Source organism: Cellulomonas sp. P4_B5_2 (assembly GCF_056402235.1).
Window position 1 is genome coordinate 1 of record NZ_JBFUHU010000450.1, and the last position, 2,297, is coordinate 2,297.

3 protein-coding genes and 1 tRNA gene are annotated in these 2,297 nt (G+C 71.8%); 1 reads left to right on the plus strand and 3 read right to left on the minus strand.

Going from position 1 to position 2,297, the window contains the following annotated elements; translation table 11 throughout:
• Window positions 1-405 (minus strand): ATP cone domain-containing protein (locus AC1DUQ_RS20955; protein WP_477074542.1); only part of this gene is annotated, 405 nt, incomplete at its 3' end.
• 554 nt (window positions 406-959) lie between these two features.
• A tRNA-Ser gene (locus AC1DUQ_RS20960) sits at window positions 960-1,049 on the minus strand.
• Between the two features lie 88 nt (window positions 1,050-1,137).
• On the opposite strand from AC1DUQ_RS20960, the gene AC1DUQ_RS20965 reads away from it, so the two are divergent.
• Window positions 1,138-1,974: an NAD-dependent protein deacetylase gene (locus AC1DUQ_RS20965; RefSeq protein WP_477061622.1), complete on the plus strand. Its 837-nt coding sequence runs from the start codon at window positions 1,138-1,140 to the stop codon at window positions 1,972-1,974.
• Here the strand turns inward: AC1DUQ_RS20965 and AC1DUQ_RS20970 are convergent.
• Window positions 1,962-2,297, minus strand: a 336-nt coding sequence (locus AC1DUQ_RS20970) for a nucleoside deaminase (protein WP_477074543.1), incomplete at its 5' end; no start/stop codon positions are given. The two genes, AC1DUQ_RS20965 and AC1DUQ_RS20970, sit on opposite strands and share 13 nt — an antisense overlap.

Consider the following 2,297-nt stretch of genomic DNA (forward strand, 5'->3'; position numbering starts at 1 on the left):
GTTGACGACCGAGTGCTCCTTGGCGACGAGCTGGCCGACCGAGTGGTTGACGTCGCGCGCCYTGCTGCGGGCGAGGTCACGCTGCACGCGGTAGTCGATGTAGGACTTGGCGACCTCGCCGAGCCCGGACTCCAGCAGGGTGTGCTCGACGACGTTCTGGATCTCGTAGATCTTGACCTCGCCGGTGAACCGTGCGGCAAGCTCGGAGATCGCCTGGTCGACGAGCTCGACGAGGTGCAGCTCGTGCAGCGGTCCGATCTCGCCGTACACGTCCGCGAACGCCTTGGTGAGCGCGGCGTGGATGCGCGAGGTCTCGAACGGCAGCGCCCGGCCGTCCCGCTTGAGGACCACGAAGGTGCTGGTGGCGGCCGAGGCGACGACGGGCGCGGGGTCCAAGGTGGTCATGTCGAACGGCTCCTGGTCCTGGTGGGCGGCGTTGGGCGCAAGCGTGCTGGCCGTCTCGCCCGGCAGCTGGGACCAAGGGCCTACGCCGGGGGGTCGCGACACAACCTGTGGTGTCCGACGCGGTGGCACGGCACAAGATGTGGGATCTGCATGGGTGTCCTTGCCGAGGTCAGACGGGGTGCCGATCCTGCCGAGGGCCGGCGCGTGCGACGTGGGCGCGGGTCGCGTCCGGGCACGTCAGGGCGGGTGAAACTCTCTGGTCGCGGCGTGTCGCGCGCAGGCCCTCGCCTGCCGCCGGCACAGGCCGAGCACGTGCTCGAGAAGCGCCCGTCCGACTCTCTGTCCCCGTGTGGAGAGTCGACCACGACGTCGCGGATGGCGACGCACGTGACGGTCGTCGCCGACCACCGTGTCGAGCCCGATCGAAGCCCGACCGCCCCACTTTCTCGACGAGCTCCAGGAGTGGCCTCGATCGGCGACGCGCGCGAAGACGGAGGATCGGGAACGACGAAGGGCCCCACGTCCGCATGATCACGCGGGTGGGGCCCTTCGGCTGGCGGTAGCGGTGGGATTTGAACCCACGGTGGACTTTCACCCACACACGCTTTCGAGGCGTGCTCCTTAGGCCGCTCGGACACGCTACCTCGGGGAGAACGGTACCTGGTCGGGAGCCTGTCCTCCGAATCGGCGTCGTACGGTGGTCGGGTGAGCACCGCGCACGACGCCGTCCCGATGACTGCCGGATCCCTGGCGGACGTCGTCGAGGTGCTCGCGGGCCACCGCCTGGCGGTCCTCACGGGCGCGGGGGTGTCGACGGACTCGGGCATCCCCGACTACCGCGGCCCCGACTCCCCGCCGCGCACCCCGATGACGTTCCAGCAGTTCACGTCGGACGAGGCCTTCCGCCGGCACTACTGGGCCCGCAACCACGTCGGCTGGCGGCACGTGCACCGGACCATGCCGAACGCCGGCCACCGCGCGCTGGCCGCCCTGGAGCACCGCGGGGTGGTCGCCGGGCTGATCACGCAGAACGTGGACCTGCTGCACGAGGCGGCGGGCTCCCGGCACGTGATCGACCTGCACGGGCGCTACGACCGGGTGCGGTGCCTGTCCTGCGGCACGGTGATCTCCCGCGCGGAGCTGGCCGACCGGCTGGACACGCTGAACCCCGGGTTCACGGAGGCTGTCGCCGACATCGAGATCGCCCCGGACGCCGATGCCGTCATCGAGCAGACCAGCGGGTTCGTCGTCGCGGCCTGCAGCGCCTGCGGCGGGATGCTCAAGCCGGACATCGTCTACTTCGGGGAGAACGTGCCGCGCGAGCGGGTGGAGCGGGCGTACGCGCTGGTCGACGGGGCCGATGCCCTGCTCGTGGCCGGGTCATCGCTGAGCGTGCAGTCGGGGCTGCGGTTCGTGCGGCACGCGGCTCAGACGGGCAAGCCGGTGGTCGTCGTGAACCGCGGGGCGACGCGTGGGGACAAGTACGCGGCGGTGACGCTCGACGCGGGCACCTCGGAGACGCTGACCGACCTGGCCGAGACGCTGCCGACGCCCGCTCAGTCGCGCTGAGCCTCGAAGAAGCGCTGCAGCAGCAGCCCGCACTCCTCGGCCCGCACGCCACCGACCACCTCGACGCGGTGGTTCAGCCGCCGGTCGCGCACCACGTCCCACTGCGACCCGCACGCCCCCGCCTTCGGGTCCCACGCGCCGAGCACCAGCCGCGGGATCCGCGCGAGCACCGTGGCGCCGGCGCACATGAGGCAGGGCTCCAGGGTGACGACGAGCGTGCAGTCGTCCAGCCGCCACCGCCCGAGCRTCTCGGCCGCCGCGCGGAGCGCGATGATCTCCGCGTGCCCCGTCGGGTCGTCCCGGGCCTCGCGCACGTTGCGTCC